This window comes from Nonomuraea sp. NPDC051298, from assembly GCF_055586305.1.
In genome coordinates this window covers 76,964-93,164 of sequence record NZ_JBVJIM010000025.1, presented here as the reverse complement: position 1 = coordinate 93,164, position 16,201 = coordinate 76,964, and the positions used below count along the sequence as shown (strand labels likewise).

The following is a 16,201-nucleotide window of genomic DNA, read 5'->3' as shown; positions in this document are numbered from 1 at the left end:
AGGCGGGGGTGCGAGCGTGCTCAGCGTTGGCCCGGGAGGCGCGGGCCGCGAGAGGGAGGAACCGTGCACCGTGCATTGATCGTCGCGCGCATGGACCCGAGCGACACCGAGCGGGTCGCGCGGGTCTGGACGGAATCAGATGCGACCGAACTGCCCCACATGATCGGCGTCGACCGGCGCACCCTCTTCCGCTTCCACGGGCTCTACTTCCAGCTCATCGAGGCGGACAAGGACATCACCGAGAACCTCTACCGCGCGCGCAGCCACCCGCTGTACCAGGACATCCACACCAAGCTCGCGGAGTACATGACGCCCTACGACCCCAACTGGCGCGAGCCGAAGGACGCCATGGCCGAGCCCTTCTACTCCTGGACGCGCGAATGAAGGTCGTGACCTGGGACGACGTCGTGTCGAACCGGCGTCGGGGCGGAGACGTCAGGGTGCTGCTCAGCCCGCGGACCGTCGAGTCGACCTCGGGCTTCGGCGGCGCGCTCACTCTTGAGCCCGGCCAGTACATCTGCGAGCACTATCACCCCTACTCGGAGGAGTTCATCCACGTGGTGCGCGGCTCGCTCATCATGCGGGTCGACGGGGAGCCCCAGCGGCTCGGTCCGGGTGACGCGCTGATGGTGCCCATCGGCGTACGGCACCGCATGGAGAACGACGGAGACGAGCAGGCGTACGTGATCTTCCACCTGGGCCCGCTGGCCCCGCGGCCGGAGCTGGGCCACGTGGACCTGGAGACCCTTCCTGGAGCCGAGCATCAGCCGCAGCTCCAGGTGGGCGCTCCGGGAGAAGGGCGGGTCGGCGGTGGCCGGTAGCGCAGACGAGCGCACCGTCGTGGTGACGGGCATCGGCGTGGTGGCGCCGGGCGGGTTCGGGCGTGAGGCGTTCTGGGAGCGCATCACGTCAGGCAGGACGGCGACCCGGCGGATCACGTTCTTCGACCCCGAGGGGTTCCGCTGCCAGGTGGCGGCGGAATGCGACTTCGACCCGCGCGCGGCGGGGCTGACGCCCCAGGAGATCCGCAGGATGGACCGCGCGGCGCAGCTCGCGGTCGTCGCCTCGCGGGAGGCGCTGGCCGACGCGGGCAGCCCCGAGCTGCGGCCCGAGCGCACGGCGGTGTCGGTGGGCAACGCCGTGGGCTGCACGATGGGCCTGGAGCGCGAGTACACGGTCGTGAGCGACGGCGGCCGCAAGTGGGTCGTCGACCACGAGTACGCCGTCCCCGAGCTGTACGACTACTTCGCCCCCAGCTCGCTGGGCCGCGAGGTCGCCTGGGACTGCGCCGCGGAGGGCCCCGTGGCGGTGGTGTCGTCCGGCTGCACGTCCGGCATCGACGCGCTCGGCTACGCGGTCGGCCTCCTGGAGGAGGGCGCGGCGGACGTGGTCGTGGCCGGCGCCACGGACGCGCCGCTGTCGCCGATCACCGTGGCCTGCTTCGACGCGATCAAGGCGACCTCCACGCTGAACGACCGGCCGGAGGAGGCGTGCCGGCCGTTCGACGCCGACCGCAAGGGTCTCGTGCTCGGCGAGGGGTCGGCCATGTTCGTGCTGGAGACGCTGGCCAGCGCCCGTCGCAGGGGAGCGCGCGTCTACTGCTCGATCCCCGGCTACGCGACCCGGGCCAACGGCTTCCACATGACCGGGCTCAAGCCGGACGGGCGGGAGATGGCCGAGGCCATCACGATCGCGCTGGACCGCGCCAAGATCTCGCCCGACCGGGTCGACTACGTCAACGCGCACGGCTCGGGCACCAAGCAGAACGACCGCCACGAGACGGCCGCGGTCAAACGGGCCCTCGGCCCCCGCGCCCACGAGGTTCCCATGAGCTCGATCAAGTCCATGGTCGGCCACTCGCTCGGCGCCATCGGCGCCATCGAGGCGGCGGCGTGCGCGCTGGCCATCGACAGGAACGTGGTCCCGCCCACGGCCAACCTGCACACCAAGGATCCCGAGTGCGACCTCGACTACGTGCCGCTGACCGCGCGGGAGCACCGTACGGACGTGGCGCTGTCGGTGGGCAGCGGGTTCGGCGGGTTCCAGAGCGCCGTGCTCTTCGCGGGGGTGGCGTGATGAGCGCCGTGGTGACCGGCCTCGGGGTCGTCGCCCCGAACGGCATGGGGGCGGAGCAGTACTGGTCGGCCGTCTGCGACGGCAAGAGCGGCATCGACCGGATCCGGCGCTTCGACTGCACGGGCTACCCGGTGACGCTGGCGGGCGAGCTGGCCTCGTTCGACGCGGCCGAGCACGTGCCGGGACGGTTGCGGCCGGAGACCTCGATGATGAGCCACATCGCCTTCGCCGCCGCCGAACTGGCGCTGGCGGACGCCCGGCTCGACCCGGCCGACCTGCCCGAGTACGAGCGGGGCGTCATCACCGCCAACGCCACCGGCGGCGTCGAGTTCGGCCAGCGGGAGCTGCAGAACCTGTGGAGCCAGGGGCCGAGCCACGTCAGCGCGTACATGTCGATCGCCTGGTTCTTCGCGGCGACGACGGGGCAACTGTCGATCCGGCACAAGCTGCGCGGCCACTGCGGCGTGGTGCTGTCGGAGCAGGCCGGCGGCCTCGACGCGCTCGGGCAGGCCCGCCGCGCGCTGCGCGCCGACCACCGCATGATCATGGCGGGTGGCACCGAGTCGGCGCTGTCGCCGGCCGGTGTGGTCGCCCAGATCCCCACGCGGAACCTGAGCACCCGGGCCGAGCCGAGCCGCGCTTACCTGCCCTTCGACGCCGACGCGAACGGTTACGTGGGCGGTGAGGGCGGCGCCCTCCTCGTCGTCGAGGACGCGGACTCGGCCCGCGAGCGCGGGGCGCCCACGATCTACGGCGAGATCGCCGGGTACGCCGCCACCTTCGACCCGCGCCCCGGCACCGGCCGGCCGCCCGGCCTGCAACGGGCCATGCGGCAGGCCCTGGCGGACGCGCAGGCCGACCCGCGCGACGTGGACGTCGTCTTCGCCGACGCCTACGGAGTGCCCGAGCTGGACCTCGTCGAGGCGGAGGCCATCTCCGCGGTCTTCGGCCCGTACGGGGTGCCGGTCACCGCGCCCAAGACGATGACCGGCCGCATCTACGCCGGGGCGGGCGCGCTCGACGTGGCCGCCGCGCTGCTGTCCATCAGGGACGGGCTCATCCCCCCGACCGTCAACGTCACCCGGTTGGCGGCCGGCTGCTCCATCGACCTCGTCCGCGAGGGCCCGCGGCCGTCGCAGGTGCGTACGGCGCTCGTGCTCGCCCGCGGCCACGGGGGCTTCAACTCGGCGCTCGTGGTGCGCGCCGCCTAAGCCGCCCAACGAAGGACCTCAGGAAGGAGAGGCAATGCCGGAGTTCACCGCCGAAGACCTGCGCGGGGTGATCCGCGGCACGGTCGGCGTCGACGACTCGGTCGACCTGGACGGCGACATCGCGGATGTGCCGTTCGGGGAGCTGGGTTACGACTCGCTGGCCGTGCTGGAGATCGCGAACAAGATCCAGAAGGAGTTCGGGGTCGCGATCCCCGACGACCTGATCGTCGAGCTGGAGACCCCTCGCAAGCTGATCGGCTTCGTCAACCAGGAAGGGGCGGTCGCCTCATGAGCGGGCGCACGGAGGCCACGGTCGTCATCGACGCGTCCATGGACGTGGTCTGGGACATGACCAACGACCTCGAGAACTGGCCGAACCTGTTCACCGAGTACGCCAAGGTCGAGGTGCTCGAACGCGACGGCGACACCGTACGGTTCCGCCTGACCATGCACCCCGACGAGAACGGCAGCGTGCACGCCTGGGAGTCGGAGCGCACGGCCGACCCGAAGACGCGCACGGTGCGCGCCCGCCGGGTGGAGTCGCACGCCTTCGACTACATGAACATCTACTGGGACTACACGGAGCACGACGGCGGCGTGCAGATGCGCTGGGTGCAGGAGTTCCACGTCAACGAGGCGATGTCCTACGGCGACGAGGAGATGGCCGCGCACCTGAAGAAGAACACCGCCATCCAGATGGCCGCCATCAAGCAGCGGATCGAGGAGGCCGCGGCGGGCCGATGACCTGGCTGCTCCTCCCCTTGGCGCTGGCCGGCGGCGGACTCGCCGCCGGCGGGCTGATGATCGCCTCTCTCGGCGGCGCCCCGCTGCTGGAAAGGCTGCCGCGCGAGCAGTACGTGCCGGTGCACCAGTTCCTGGTGACCCGCTTTGACCCGTTCATGCCGATCTGCATGGTCACTGCGACGGTGTGCGACGTGCTGCTCCTGTTCACCGCCCCAGAGGCGACCAGGATCCCGCTGGCCGTGGCGCTGGCCGCGCTGCTGGGGGCGATCTACGTCTCGCTCGGCAAGAACGTCCCGATCAACCGTTACGTGGCGGGGCTCGACCCGCAGGCCCTGCCGGAGGACTGGGCGGCGGCGGACCCCAGGGTCCGCTGGCGCAACTGGAACCTGCTGCGCACCGCGTTCGCCGTGACCGCACTGGTCGGCAACGCCGTGGCCGCCGCCGTCGTGCTCGGAGGAGTCTGATGGATCTGCAACTGAGTGGAAAGAACGCCCTGGTCACCGGAGGATCGCGGGGCATCGGCCGGGGCATCGCCCTGGGGCTGGCCCGCGCCGGGGCGAACGTGGTGACCTGCCACGTCTCCGGCGGTGAGGCCGCCGACGACCTGGCGCGGGAGCTGAAGAAGATCCCCGGGGACCACCGGGTGCTGCGGGCCGACGTCCGCAGGCCCGACGACGTGGCGATGCTCGTCGACGAGTTCCGTCCGGGCGGTCTGGACGTCGTCGTGCACAACGCGGGCGTGATCAGCCACCTGTCCGCCGAGGACATCGAGCCGGACGAGTGGCACCGCGTCGTCGACACCAACCTCACCGCCGCCTACCTGCTCGTACGCGCCGCGCTGCCGGTGCTGTCCGAGGGCTCGTCCATCATCGGGATCGGCTCGCGGGTGGCCACCGTCGGCCTCGCCCAGCGCACCCACTACACCGCGGCCAAGCTGGGCCTGGTCGGCTTCTTCCGCTCGCTGGCCAAGGAGCTGGGCGGGCGCGGGATCCGCGTCAACGTCGTGGAGCCCGGCGTGATCGAGACCGAGGCCGCGGCCCGCCTGAGCGAGGAGCAGTACGCCGCGCTCCAGGCCCGCTACCGCGCCCTGACCTCACTCGGCCGCCTGGGGACCCCGGACGAGGTGGCCGACGTGGTGTTGTTCCTGGCCGGTCCCCAATCCCGCTATGTCACCGGCACCACCATCCGGGTCGATGGAGGAATCTGAGATGACCTTCCGCGTACTGCTGCGTTTCGAGATCAACCCCGGGATGGAGAAGGGGTTCGAGGACACCTGGCTGTCGATCGGCTCCGTCATCACCGGCCACCCGGCCAACATCGGGCAGTGGCTGCTGCGGGGCTCCGACGAGTCGAGCATCTACTACGTCATCAGCGACTGGGTGAACGAGGAGCGCTTCCGCGAGTTCGAGCACAGCGACGAGCACGTCGAGCACCGCAAGAAGCTGCACCCGTTCCGCAGGGGTGGCTCGATGAACACGATGAGCGTCGTCCACGAGCTGCGCGGGGCCGCGGCGTGAGCGGTCGCGCACGCGTCCTGGTGTGGTACGTCGCCCCCGGCGACGATCCCGGCGCCGTCGAACGCGCCTACGGCCAGATCAGCGGCGACCTCGCCGGCACCCCGGGACTGCTCGGCAACGAGCTGCTCAGGCGGCTCGACGACCCCCTGCGGGTGATGGTGATGAGCGAGTGGGAGAGCCTGGCCAGCTTCCAGAAGTGGGAGCAGGGGATCGACCACCGGCCCGCCACGTCCCCGCTGCGCCCCTACGCCGACCGGTACGAGATCTATGAAGTGGTATCCGCCTTCTGACACCGAGGAACACGTGGACGACAGCCGCCTGTGGGCCCGCTGGCTGCGCACGCTCCTGGACGCGTTCGCGGCGACGGGCCTGTGGTGGTTCGGGGTTCCGCCCCTGCCGCCGCCGGGCCAAGAGGAAACGTGGGAGGACCCGTGGCGATGACGACGACCGCACCCGCGGCGGCCTGGCTGGCCTGCGGCGGCTGCCGGTCCCTGGTGTACGGCAACCGCCTGGCCCGCGAGCTGGGCGTGTGCCCCGAGTGCGGGCATCACACCCGGCTGAGCGCCCCCCAGCGCCTGGACCAACTGCTCGACGAGGGCACGGCGCGGATCCTGCCGGTCGAGCCGACGATCGAGGACCCGCTCGGCTTCTCCGACGACCGGCCCTACCTGGCACGGCTCGGCGCCGCCAGGCAGAGCACCGGGCTGGACGACGCGGTGCTCTGCGCCCGCGGCGAGATCCTCGGCGTGCCCGTCGTCGTGGCGGCCATGGACTTCCGCTTCCTCGGCGGCAGCATGGGCGTGGCCGTCGGCGAGGCCATCGCCGGGGCCGCGGACGCCGCCGCCCGCGACCGTACGCCGCTGGTGCTGGTGACGGCCTCCGGCGGGGCACGCATGTACGAGGGCATCTGGTCGCTGCTGCAGATGGCCAAGACCAGCCAGGCGCTGGCCGAGCTGGACGCGCTCGGCGTGCCGACGGTCTCCGTGATCACGGATCCGACGTACGCCGGGGTCGCCGCCTCGTTCGCCACGCTCACCGACGTGATCATCGCGGAGCCGGGGGCCAGGATGGGCTTCACCGGGCCGCGGGTCATCAAGGAGACGATCGGCGAACGGCTCCCCGAGGGCTTCCAGACCGCCGAGGCGCTGCTGCGCTGCGGCCTGATCGACGGCATCCGGCCGCGCGCCGAGCTGCGGGCCACGCTGGCGGCGCTGCTCGGCCGCCGCCGGCCGCCCCGCCGCGGCGCGGCCACGGGCGCGCTCATCCGCCGCGCGGAGGAGCTGCCGCCGCGCGACGCCTGGCAGACCGTACGCCTGGCCCGCGACCCGGGACGGCCGACCGCGCTCGACCACATCGCCCAGTTCGTCGACGGCTTCTGCGAGCTGCACGGCGACCGGGCGGCCGGCGACTGCCCGGCGATCGTGGGCGGGGTGGGCCGCCTCGACGGCGAACCGGTGATGATCATCGCGCACCAGAAGGGCCACACGACCGCCGAGCTGATCGCCCGCAACCACGGCATGGCCAGCCCCGAGGGCTACCGCAAGGCGGCCCGGCTCATGCGGATGGCGGAGAAGTGGCGGCTGCCGCTGATCACGCTGATCGACACGCCGGGCGCGTACCCGGGCGTGACCGCGGAGGAGCGCGGGCAGGCGGTCGCCATCGCCGAGAGCGTACGGCTCATGTCGCGCCTGCGCACCCCGACGGTCGCGGTCATCACGGGCGAGGGCGGCAGCGGTGGCGCGCTCGCCCTGGGCGTCGCCGACCGCGTGCTCTGCCTGGCCGGAGCCGTGTACTCGGTGATCAGCCCCGAGGGGTGCGCGGCCATCCTGTGGCGGGACCGGGCGCTGGCCCCCCGCGCGGCGTCGGCGCTGCGCATCGAGGCGCGGGAGCTGCTGAGCATGCGCGTGGTGGACGGAGTGGTCCCCGAGCCGGCCGGAGGCGCGCACAAGGATCCGGCGCTGGCCGCGGAGCTGCTGCGGCACGGGCTCTCCGCCGCACTGGAGGAGGTGACGGGCGTGCCACTGGACGATCTGCTGCGCGCCCGCCGTACGCGGTACCGCGACATCGGTAGGGAGAGTCGTCATGCAAGATCCTGAATCGGAGATCGTCGTCGACGAGGTCGTCAGAGGCGCGGAGCGGCTGCTGCGAGCCTCGGACCGGCCGCTGCGGCGAATCGTGGTCCGCTCGGGGGCGGTCTGCGTCGAGCTGGAGTGGCCGTCCGCCGTAGAGATGGCGATCGTGGCGGCCGAGCCCGCGCCGGTCGAGAGCGCCACCTCGGTCCTGTACGTCCGCGCCCCCATGGTCGGCACCTTCTACCACGCCCCCGAGCCCGGCGCCGACCCCTTCGTCCGGCTCGGAGACCTGATCGAGCTGGGCAGCCAGATAGGGGTCCTGGAGGCCATGAAGATCATGAACCCGGTGGAGGCGGGCGTCGCCGGCCGCGTGACCGAGGTCCTGGTCCCCGACGGCACCCCCGTCGAGTACGAGCAGCCGCTCATCGTCATAGAGCCCGCCGGGGTGTGAGGAGCCAGCATGTTCGACACCGTGCTCATCGCCAACCGAGGCGAGATCGCGCTGCGCGTGGCCCGTACGTGCCGGGAAATGGGCATCAGGTCCGTGGCGGTCTGCTCGACGGCCGACCTGGACTCGGCGGTCACCCGCGTGGCCGACGAGGTGGTGTGCATCGGCCCGCCCGCGGCCAGGCGCAGCTACCTCAACATCCCCGCGATCATCGAGGCGGCCCGCCGTACCGGGGCGCAGGCCGTGCACCCCGGCTACGGCTTCCTGTCGGAGGACCCCGACTTCGCGGAGATCTGCGCGGCGGAGGGGCTGACGTTCATCGGGCCCACGCCCGAGATCATGGGCCGTCTCGGCGACAAGGCGCGGGCCAGGGCCACGATGGCGGAGGCGGGCCTGCCGGTGCTGCCCGGCGGCGAGCACCCGCCGGACGACGCGGCCGAGGCCAAGGAGGCGGCCGACGCGATCGGGTACCCGGTGATCCTCAAGGCCGTGGCGGGCGGCGGCGGCCGGGGCATGAGGGTCGTGCACGACCCGCGCGACCTGATCCGCGCCTTCCACGACACCCGCGCCTCCGCTCGGGCCGTCTTCGGCGACGGGCGGCTCTACCTGGAGCGCTACGTCGAGTCCGCCCGGCACGTGGAGGTCCAGGTGCTGCTGGACAGCCGGGGCAACGGGGTGCACCTGGGCGAGCGTGACTGCTCGGTGCAGCGCCGCCACCAGAAGCTGATCGAGGAGACCCCCGCTCCCGGGCTGGACCCGTCGCTCACCACCCACATGTGCGAGGCGGCGGTCAAGGCCGCGGCGGCCGTCGGGTTCACCGGCGCGGGCACGTTCGAGTTCCTGGTGGACGGCACGGACTTCACCTTCATGGAGGTCAACTGCCGCATCCAGGTCGAGCACCCGGTCAGCGAGGCGGTCACCGGCGTCGACCTGATCCGCCAGCAGATCAGGGTGGCCGCCGGGCTGCCGCTCGACCTCTCGCAGGACGACGTCGTCCCGTCCGGCCACGCCGTCGAGTGCCGGGTCAACACCGAGGCGCCAGAACGCGGCTTCGCCCCCACGGCCGGCACGCTGACCGACTTCCGCCCGCCGGGCGGGCCCTTCACCCGCGTCGACACGCACGGCTTCCCCGGCCTGACGATCACGCCCGACTACGACTCGCTGCTCGCCAAGGTCATCACCTGGGGCGCCGACCGCGAGACCGCGCTGGAGCGCATGGACCGGGCGCTGGCGGAGTTCGTGGTCGAGGGGCACGGGGTGAGCACGACGATCCCGCTGCTCAGGAAGGTGCTGCGGGAGCCGGACTTCCGCGCCGCCCGCCACGACACGCTGCTGCTGACCCGCATGCTGGGGGAGACGTGAGGGGCGCCGACCTGTTCGTGGCCGGGACCGGGCGTCGCCTTCCCCCGGCCATGACCCTGGACCAGGCCGTGGCCGACGGGCTGGTCGAGCGCCGGACGGTGTGGCGCGACGGCATCGTCTCGGTGTGCGTCTCCGACGGCGAGTCAGGGCCGGAGATGGCCGTGCGCGCGGCCCGTACGGCGCTGCGCGTCGCGGGCGGCCATGCCCGCGGCGTGGACGGTGCCCCTACCGACGTGGACCCGGACGACCACGGTGACCCGGACGACGACGTGGACCTCGTGCTGCACGCGAACATCTACCACCAGGGCCACGACCTGTGGCCGCCGGCCTCGTACGTGCAGCGGGCCGCCACGAGCGGCCGGGGCCCGGCCATCGAGGTGCGGCAGTTGTCCAACGGCGGCATGGCCGCGCTCGAACTGGCCGCCGGCTACCTGGCCGCCGACCGCACCAGGCGGCGGGCCCTGATCACCACCGGCGACCGCTTCGCCCTGCCCGGCATCGACCGCTGGCGCAGCGACCCTGGAACGGTGCTCGCCGACGGCGGCACCGCGCTCGTGCTGTCCACCACCGGCGGGTACGCCCGGTTACGCAGCATCGTGACCGTGTCGGACCCGACGCTGGAGGCCATGCAGCGGGGCGGCGACCCGTTCGGCGTCACGCCGCTCGACGCGCGCCGGCCCATCGACGTCGAGCCCGCGCACCGGCACTTCGTGTCCGCGACGGGGCTGGACACCGTGCTCGACCGGCTGGACGCGGGCGGGCGCGAGGCGTACAAGCGGGCCCTGTCGGAGGCCGGGGCCGACGCCGACGAGATCGCCTGGTTCGTGCTGCCGAACCTCGGGCTGCCCCGGCTGCGCGAGTACTTCCTCGGCAAGTTCGACATCGACGTCGACCGCACGCTGTGGTCGTGGGGCCGCAACGTCGGACACCTCGGGGCCGGAGACCAGATCGCCGGGCTGGACGAGCTGGCGGTCTCCGGACGTCTCCGCCCCGGGCAACTGTGCCTGCTGGCCGGCGTAGGCGCCGGCTTCACCTGGTCGTGCGCGGTCGTCGAGATGCTCAGGCCGCTGGAGGAGGGATCATGACGTCGCAGACCGAGACCACCGCCGAGGCGCCCCGCCGGACGTTCCTGGGCTGGCCGCGCTGGTTCGGCACGCTGTTCGTGGTGGACATGTGGGAGCGGTTCAGCTTCTACGGCATGCTCGCCATCCTCTACCTCTACCTGGTGGCCCCGGCCGAGCGCGGCGGGCTCGGGATGGCCCCCGACACGGCCTCCGCGCTGTTCGGCATCTACATGGCGCTGGTGTTCATGGCCGCGCTGCCCGGCGGCTGGGTGGCCGACCGGCTGCTCGGGGCGCGCCGCGCCGTCTTCGCCGGCGGCGTGCTGATCGCCTTGGGCCACCTGTGCCTGGCCATCCCGATGGACGGGGCACTCTACCCGGGCCTCGGGCTCATCATCGCCGGAACGGGCCTGGTCAAGCCCAGCATGGCCGCGATGATCGGCGAGATGTACCCGGGGCGGCCCGAGAAGCGCGAGGCCGTCTTCTCCATCTTCTACATGAGCATCCAGGTCAGCGCCCTGTTCGCGCCGCTGCTCACCGGCTACGCGGCCGAGCGCGTGGACTGGCACCTCGGCTTCGGCATCGCGGCGGTCGGCATGTTCGCCGGTCTCATCCAGTACGGGATGGGCCTGCGCAACTTCGGCGACGTCGGCCTCCGCCCGGTCAACCCGGCCACCCCGGAGGAACGCGCCCGCGTGCTGCGCGGCACGGCCCTGTGGGGCGGCGTCCCGCTGCTGCTGGTCGTCGCGGGCGTCGCGTTCGGCGCGCTCACCCTGGACCGGGTGCTGATGTTGATCGGCCTGGTGCTGCTGGTGGTGCCGGTCGTGTACTTCCGCCGCCTGCTGCGCCGCCCCGGCGTCGAGGCCGAGGACCGGCCCAGGCTGCGCGCGTTCCTGTGGATGCTGCTCGCCTCGTCCGTCTTCTGGCTCATGTTCGCCCAGGGGCCGGCCCTGCTCAACCTCTTCGCCCTCGAGTCGGTGGACCGTGACGTCGCCGGGTTCGAGGTCCCCGCGAGCTGGTTCCAGTCGGCGCAACCCCTGTTCCTGCTGCTGCTCGCCCCCTTGTTCGCGCTGTTGTGGACGCGCCTGGGCGCGCGGGTGGGAACGCCGCCCAAGTTCTCCGCCGGGCTGCTGGCCGGCGGCGTCTCCTTCGCCGTCATGGCCTTCGCCGCGTCGCAGGCGGAGTCTGGGCTCGTCTCGCCGTTCTGGCTGCTGCTGGTCTACCTGCTGATCGTCTGCGGCGAGCTGACGGTGGGGCCGGTGGGGCTCAGCCTCGCCGCCGAGGTGGCCCCGCGCGGGCACACCAGCCAGGTGCTCGGGCTGTTCTGGATGTTCGCCGCGATCGGCGCGGCACTCGGAGGCAGGCTCGCGGAGCTGACGAACGTGCTCCCGCTGCCCGTCTACTACCTCGTGCTCGCGCTGCTGGGTGTGTGCACGGCGCTCGCGCTGGCCGCGGGCGCGAAATCGCTGGGGCGGCGCCTCCAGGCGACGTCCAGGAGAACCTGAGGATTGGAGATCGTCATGTCGGGCATCGCCGGCTGGGTGGACGACCAACGGGATCTGTCGCGGGAAGGGAACACGCTGCGGGCGATGGCAGGCACCATGGCCTGCCGCGGTCCCGACGGCGAGGCGGTGTGGACCTCGCCGAGGGCCGCCTTCGGGCACCGCCGCAGGACGCTCGGCGAGGGCGACGGCGCCCAGCCGTACGTGCTGGACGTGGACGGCCGCGTACGCGCCGTCGTGGCGTACTCGGGCGACCTCTACAACGCCGGGGAGCTGCGCGCGGAGCTGGCGGCGCGCGGGCACCGGTTCGCCACCGGCAGCGACGCGGAGGTGATCGCCCGCGGCCACCTGGAGTGGGGCGAGGGCCTGGCGAGCCGGCTCACCGGCATCTACGGCATCGCCGTCTGGGACCCCGCGGCCGGGGAGCTGACCCTCATCCGCGACCGGCTCGGCGCCAAGCCGCTGTTCTACGCCCCCGTCGGCACGGGCCTGGTGTTCGCCTCCGAGCGCAAGGCCCTCCTCGCCCACCCGCAGGTCCAGCCCAGGGTCACCGCCGACGGGCTGCGCGAGGTGCTCTCCTACGCCGGGTCCCCCGGCCACGCCGTCTTCCACGGGATGTCCGAGGTCCGTCCCGGCCACCGCGTACGCGTGCGGCACGGCGGCGTGAAGGAGGAGCGGTACTGGCGGCTGGAGGCGGGCGAGCACGAGGACGACCTCGACACCACCGCGCGCACGATCAGGGAACTGTTGGAGAACGCCGTCCGCGAGCAGATGCGGGCCGACGTGCCGCTGTGCGTCATGCTCTCCGGCGGCCTCGACTCCAGCGGCGTGACCGCCCTGGCCGCCCAGGTGCTGCGCGAACGCGGTGACGAGCCGCTGCGCACGTTCACCGTCACGTTCGGGCCCGAGGAGGACTTCAAGGCCGACGAGGTGTGGGGCACGCCGGACGCGCCCTTCGTACGCACCATGGTCGAGTCGGCCGGGGCCAGTCACACCGACATCGTGCTGAGCGCCGCTGACCTGCTCGACCCCGTGGTCAAGGTCAACTCCCTGCGGGCCAAGGACGTCCCCAGCCCGCTGGGCAACATGAACACCTCCCTCTACGCGCTCTGCCGCGCCATTGCCGAGCACGTCCCGCTGGCGCTGCTGGGCGACGCCGCCGACGGCGTCTTCGGCGGGAACATGTGGATGTCCATCCCGCAGTTGATCAAGGCTCCGACGTTCCCGTGGGTCGCGATGGCCCAGTGGGGCGGCGGCAAGCACGGCATGGGCACCGACCTGCTCGACCCCGGCCTGCTGGGCACCCTCGACGTGCCCGGCTACGCGGCCGCCCGCTACCGGGAGGCCATCGCCGAGGTGCCCGCGCTGCCGGACGACACGCCCGAGGAGAAGCGCATGCGCGAGGTGTGGCACCTCGGCGTCACCAACTGGCTGCACACGCTGCTGCCGCACGGCGAGTCGATCTCGCAGGCGGCGGGGCTGGCCTTCCGGCTGCCGTACTGTGACCACCGGCTGGTGTCCTACGTCTACGGGGCGCCCTGGGCCATGAAGAGCTTCGACGGGCGGGAGAAGAGCCTGCTGCGGGCCGCCCTGCGCGGGCTGCTGCCGGAGTCGATCCTGGAGCGGCGCAAGACGCCGTACCCGACGCCGCAGGACGACGTCTACGCGCGTGCCCTGTGCTCGGAGCTGATGGACATCGTGAACGACACCTCCGCGCCGGTCGCCCCGCTCATCGACGCCGACGCGGTCAAGCGCTTCGCCGCCGAGCCGGGCGAGCTGGTCGCCGGGCCGCGGGCGTGGGTGTCGCGTACGCACGCCGAGATGGTGCTGCAGCTCAACGCCTGGCTGGACCTGTACCGGGTCCAGGTGGACCTCTGAGATTCCAGCCGGTCCACGCGGAACCGCCGGCACTGCGGTGTCGGCGGTTCACGTGGTATTGAGCTGAGAGACGGGTTCAGGCGGGCCGGGCGGCGAGCCGGGCCAGCCTGGGGACGAGGGCGGCGGGTGCGGGGGCGGCGGCGATGTCGGCGCCCAGCGCGCCCGCCGCCTTGGCGTAGGCGGGCTCCTCCAGCAACCGCAGCGCCTCCTCCCTGACCCGCTCGTCCGTCGCCTCCTCCAGCCCGAGTACGACACCCGCCCCCGAGGCGGCCAGCCGTTGCGCGTTGAAGCGGTGGTCGGGCAGGAGCGGCAGCACCATCTGCGGCAGCCCGTGCACCAGGCCGGTGAAGATCGTCCCGGCCCCGCCGTGGCCCACCACCGCCCGGCAGCCGGGCAGCAGCGTGTGCAGCGCCGCCGACTCCACCACCTCCACTGCGCCGGAGAGATGGCCGGAGAGATGGCCGGGGAGGTCGCCGAGCAGGTGACGCTGGGCGGCGTCCACGGCCACGACCACGTCCAGCCCGGCGCCGGCCAGCGTGCGGGCGATCCGGCCCGCGGCCATCCGGCCCGGCGCGACCTTGCCGACCGTGGTGCCCCAGGTGACGCAGATCCGCGGCCTGGCCGACGGCGGCAGGACGTGCCGTACGCGGTCGCCGTTGTAGGGGACGTAGCGGACCGGGGCCCGCTCGTGCGTGAGCCCCGGCTGCTGCATGCCCGCCGGGCAGGGGTCCACGGTCAGCCGGCCGAGCAGCTCGGCCTCTTCCCGTACGTCCAGTCGCGCGCACAACGACGCGACCGCCGCCGACTCGGCCTCCGCGACCCCCGGCCGCGCCCGCATCGCGCCCACGATGTCGGCCCCCCACGGGTGGCGTACGGCGGGCACGCCCACGGCCGCCGCCGCGATCGGCCCCGCCCACGAGGTCGGGTCGAACACGACCAGGTCAGGACGCCACGTGCGGGCGAGCGCCACCAGGTCCGCGGCCATCGACTCGGCCAGGGTCAGCCAGATCGCCGAGGCCCTGGGGACCCCGGACGGCCCGGGGGAGCCGGTGCCCTCGACGATGTCGCGGAACATGGCCACGGTGTCCAGATCGGGCCCGACGGCCTGGGCGGGGGTGCCCGTCGCCCGTACGACGTGGGTCTGGGCCGGTGGTACGGCCGCCAGCACCTCGTGACCGGCGGCACGCAGCGCCCAGGCGAGCGGCGCCATCGGGTAGAAGTGCGTCGGCCAGCCCCAGGTGTTGAACAGGACCCGCATCACGTGCCTCCTCGCAGTACGCCCGCCCCGCCACCACTCCGCCCCACGGATCCTCCAGGGGCCCTCAGCCGAGCTGCGGCGGACGGCGGGCGGGATGCGGTGACATGACGTGTGGAAGACGAGGCTAGGCCGCCCCGGTCGAACACGGCTCGACCGATCGTCGAGCCCCGAGCCGGATCATCGCGGTATGGACATTGGTGTAGCGCTTCCCTCGCTGATCCCGGGCGCGCGGGCGGGGCGGTTGCTGGAGTGGGCCAGGCGCGCCGACCGGCTGGGGTTCTCCACGCTGGGGGCACTCGACCGGCTCGTCTACGACGGGCTCGAATCCCTGACCGCGCTCGCCGCCGCCGCCGCGGTCACCGAGCGAATCGAGCTGGCGACCACGGTGCTGATCGCCCCCTACCGAGCCGACGTGGCCGTGCTGGCCAAACAGGCCGCCACCGTCGACCTGCTGTCGGGCGGCAGGCTGATCCTCGGCCTGGCGGCCGGGCTGCGCGAGGACGACTACACGGCCAACGGCACCGTGCTGGCCGGTCGCGGGCGGCGGCTCGACGCGATGACCGAGCGGCTCCAGCGCATCTGGTCGGGCCCGGAGGACGGGTTCGGCAACCCCGTCGGGCCGGTGCTCCCACGGGCTCCCCGGCTGCTGTTCGGCGGCCACTCGGAGGCGGCCCTGCGCCGCGCCGCCCGCCACGGCTGGGGCTGGATCGCGGGCGGCGGCGCCCCCTCGGGCTACGCGGTGCACCTCGAACGCGCCCGCCGTGTCTGGCAGGAGGAGGGCCGGACGGAGGAGCCGCGCAAACTGGCGCTCAACTACTTCGCACTCGGCCCCGACGCCCGCGACCACGCCGCCGGCTTCCTCGGCGGCTACTACGCCTTCCTCGGCCCCGGCTACGCGGGCAAGGCGGCGGCCGGTGCGATCACCGACGAGGCCAGGCTGGCGGAGGTCGTCGCCGGTTACCGCGACGCGGGCTGCGACGAGCTGATCCTCGTGCCCTGCCACGCGGACCCCGAGCAGGTCGACCTCCTCGCGAAGGCGGTCCTGTGATGCCCTCGGCGCTGAAGGAGGAGT

The 16,201-nt window shown here is 73.0% G+C and carries 19 protein-coding genes; 18 read left to right on the top strand and 1 reads right to left on the bottom strand.

All coding sequences use genetic code 11. The features are described 5' to 3' along the window. Positions 1 to 63 precede the first annotated feature (63 nt). The 17 genes from ACZ6S0_RS43295 to asnB are packed head-to-tail and all read left to right on the top strand — an operon-like array spanning position 64 to position 13,871. A complete protein-coding gene (locus ACZ6S0_RS43295; RefSeq protein WP_465925161.1) occupies positions 64 to 384 on the top strand; it encodes a TcmI family type II polyketide cyclase in 321 nt (106 codons plus the stop codon). Beyond that, positions 381 to 821 (top strand): cupin domain-containing protein, encoded by a 441-nt coding sequence (locus tag ACZ6S0_RS43290; RefSeq protein WP_344890916.1) that lies wholly within the window; start codon positions 381 to 383, stop codon positions 819 to 821. Before ACZ6S0_RS43295 ends, ACZ6S0_RS43290 begins: the two co-directional genes overlap by 4 nt. Then, complete coding sequence (locus tag ACZ6S0_RS43285) at positions 811 to 2,076, top strand: beta-ketoacyl-[acyl-carrier-protein] synthase family protein (RefSeq protein WP_465925160.1); 1,266 nt, start codon at positions 811 to 813, stop codon at positions 2,074 to 2,076. The genes ACZ6S0_RS43290 and ACZ6S0_RS43285 overlap by 11 nt, the downstream gene beginning before the upstream one ends. Then, positions 2,076 to 3,287, top strand: a complete 1,212-nt coding sequence (locus tag ACZ6S0_RS43280; RefSeq protein ID WP_344890922.1) for a ketosynthase chain-length factor — start codon at positions 2,076 to 2,078, stop codon at positions 3,285 to 3,287. The genes ACZ6S0_RS43285 and ACZ6S0_RS43280 overlap by 1 nt, the downstream gene beginning before the upstream one ends. Before the next feature lie 34 nt (positions 3,288 to 3,321). Further along, on the top strand, positions 3,322 to 3,579 hold the full coding sequence (locus ACZ6S0_RS43275) for an acyl carrier protein (protein ID WP_465925159.1): 258 nt from the start codon (positions 3,322 to 3,324) through the stop codon (positions 3,577 to 3,579). Next, a complete protein-coding gene (locus ACZ6S0_RS43270; RefSeq protein WP_344890928.1) occupies positions 3,576 to 4,031 on the top strand; it encodes an SRPBCC family protein in 456 nt (151 codons plus the stop codon). The genes ACZ6S0_RS43275 and ACZ6S0_RS43270 overlap by 4 nt, the downstream gene beginning before the upstream one ends. Continuing rightward, positions 4,028 to 4,495 (top strand): anthrone oxygenase family protein, encoded by a 468-nt coding sequence (locus ACZ6S0_RS43265; protein WP_465925158.1) that lies wholly within the window; start codon positions 4,028 to 4,030, stop codon positions 4,493 to 4,495. Before ACZ6S0_RS43270 ends, ACZ6S0_RS43265 begins: the two co-directional genes overlap by 4 nt. Continuing rightward, positions 4,495 to 5,238, top strand: a complete 744-nt coding sequence (locus tag ACZ6S0_RS43260) for an SDR family oxidoreductase (protein WP_344890935.1) — start codon at positions 4,495 to 4,497, stop codon at positions 5,236 to 5,238. The genes ACZ6S0_RS43265 and ACZ6S0_RS43260 overlap by 1 nt, the downstream gene beginning before the upstream one ends. Position 5,239: 1 nt before the next feature. Further along, positions 5,240 to 5,548, top strand: a complete 309-nt coding sequence (locus ACZ6S0_RS43255; RefSeq protein WP_465925157.1) for an antibiotic biosynthesis monooxygenase family protein — start codon at positions 5,240 to 5,242, stop codon at positions 5,546 to 5,548. Continuing rightward, entirely contained in the window at positions 5,545 to 5,838 is a 294-nt protein-coding gene (locus ACZ6S0_RS43250; protein WP_465925156.1) for an antibiotic biosynthesis monooxygenase family protein, read from the top strand. Before ACZ6S0_RS43255 ends, ACZ6S0_RS43250 begins: the two co-directional genes overlap by 4 nt. Before the next feature lie 13 nt (positions 5,839 to 5,851). Further along, complete coding sequence (locus tag ACZ6S0_RS43245) at positions 5,852 to 5,989, top strand: hypothetical protein (protein WP_344890946.1); 138 nt, start codon at positions 5,852 to 5,854, stop codon at positions 5,987 to 5,989. Further along, entirely contained in the window at positions 5,986 to 7,644 is a 1,659-nt protein-coding gene (locus ACZ6S0_RS43240; protein ID WP_465925155.1) for an acetyl-CoA carboxylase carboxyltransferase subunit alpha, read from the top strand. Before ACZ6S0_RS43245 ends, ACZ6S0_RS43240 begins: the two co-directional genes overlap by 4 nt. Continuing rightward, positions 7,631 to 8,071, top strand: coding sequence for an acetyl-CoA carboxylase biotin carboxyl carrier protein (locus ACZ6S0_RS43235; protein ID WP_465925154.1), 441 nt, complete (start codon positions 7,631 to 7,633; stop codon positions 8,069 to 8,071). Before ACZ6S0_RS43240 ends, ACZ6S0_RS43235 begins: the two co-directional genes overlap by 14 nt. Before the next feature lie 9 nt (positions 8,072 to 8,080). Next, positions 8,081 to 9,430, top strand: coding sequence for an acetyl-CoA carboxylase biotin carboxylase subunit (locus tag ACZ6S0_RS43230; protein WP_465925153.1), 1,350 nt, complete (start codon positions 8,081 to 8,083; stop codon positions 9,428 to 9,430). After that, a complete protein-coding gene (locus ACZ6S0_RS43225) occupies positions 9,427 to 10,515 on the top strand; it encodes a ketoacyl-ACP synthase III family protein (protein WP_465925152.1) in 1,089 nt (362 codons plus the stop codon). Before ACZ6S0_RS43230 ends, ACZ6S0_RS43225 begins: the two co-directional genes overlap by 4 nt. Continuing rightward, positions 10,512 to 11,996: a peptide MFS transporter gene (locus ACZ6S0_RS43220; RefSeq protein WP_465925151.1), complete on the top strand. Its 1,485-nt coding sequence runs from the start codon at positions 10,512 to 10,514 to the stop codon at positions 11,994 to 11,996. Before ACZ6S0_RS43225 ends, ACZ6S0_RS43220 begins: the two co-directional genes overlap by 4 nt. Positions 11,997 to 12,011: 15 nt before the next feature. Then, a complete protein-coding gene (asnB, locus tag ACZ6S0_RS43215) occupies positions 12,012 to 13,871 on the top strand; it encodes an asparagine synthase (glutamine-hydrolyzing) (protein ID WP_465925150.1) in 1,860 nt (619 codons plus the stop codon). 76 nt (positions 13,872 to 13,947) lie between these two features. Here the strand turns inward: asnB and ACZ6S0_RS43210 are convergent, their stop codons facing one another. Further along, a complete protein-coding gene (locus ACZ6S0_RS43210) occupies positions 13,948 to 15,129 on the bottom strand; it encodes a nucleotide disphospho-sugar-binding domain-containing protein (protein WP_465925149.1) in 1,182 nt (393 codons plus the stop codon). A 187-nt stretch (positions 15,130 to 15,316) separates the two neighbouring features. Between ACZ6S0_RS43210 and ACZ6S0_RS43205 the strand changes: the two genes are divergently transcribed. Then, on the top strand, positions 15,317 to 16,177 hold the full coding sequence (locus ACZ6S0_RS43205) for an LLM class flavin-dependent oxidoreductase (RefSeq protein ID WP_465925148.1): 861 nt from the start codon (positions 15,317 to 15,319) through the stop codon (positions 16,175 to 16,177). Positions 16,178 to 16,201 lie beyond the last annotated feature (24 nt).